This window comes from Acidiplasma aeolicum, from assembly GCF_001402945.1.
GTDB classification, from domain to species: Archaea; Thermoplasmatota; Thermoplasmata; order Thermoplasmatales; family Thermoplasmataceae; genus Acidiplasma; species Acidiplasma aeolicum.
Window position 1 is genome coordinate 1 of the sequence record NZ_LKBG01000179.1, and the last position, 810, is coordinate 810.

The 810-nt window shown below is 32.7% G+C and carries 1 protein-coding gene; it reads left to right on the forward strand.

Features of this window, described 5'->3' with window-relative positions; all coding sequences use genetic code 11:
- Positions 1–148: 148 nt before the first annotated feature.
- Complete coding sequence (locus AOG54_RS04245; RefSeq protein WP_048102357.1) at positions 149–766, forward strand: hypothetical protein; 618 nt, start codon at positions 149–151, stop codon at positions 764–766.
- Positions 767–810: the final 44 nt, after the last annotated feature.

Here is an 810-nt window from a genome sequence, read left to right on the forward strand (position 1 = left end):
GATCTTTTTTATTATTAATTTCGTTTCATAATTTTAATTGTAATATCAGGTAAATATCCAGTAAAATTAGGGTTCTAAATTTATATTTACAATGTTTTATACTAACAAAAAATGAATAAATTTATATTTATGATATCTATTATTAGTTATGGCAGGAGAAACATCTTCCAGGGCATCACTGGAACAGGAGGTTTATTTAAGGGCTCTGACAGGAAGGCTGGTTGGAATTTATGAGTTTCAGGGATTTAAAAAAATAGCAATAATAAGCTATCCTGATAGAATATGCGAGTCCATATCCGCTGCTGCAGCTGTGGCATACCTTGATAAATACGGCTATTCTGAAAATAAAATAAATGTCTTTGATTATGATAATGATATAAATAAAACCGCTGAAAAAATAACGCGTGAAAATTATGACGCAGTTTACATTGCTCTTGGAGGGGAACAAAAAATGAGCGATGTGGCTAAGATGTTCAACAGCACCCTAACAGCACTTAAAAATGCTGGCTATAAACATGCCCTTTTAATTCATGTCAGGACATGGCTGGCGACAAAACAGCTTTCAACCCTAGATGAATCCTCAATGGAGTACATAATGTCCTTGCCGGAGGTAAGATTATTTACAGCCGACCCATCAGCAAAGAAATTCTTTTTCCATAATGTTAAATTTGATGGAAAAAAGCCCAAACCGGAAAAATATGCTGAGGAGGATATTACACAGGAACATGCAAATCTCTTAAAAATATCACTGCCACCACCAGAATAATTATTTTTATAAAACAAATTTAAAACTTAATAATTGTAAATAAT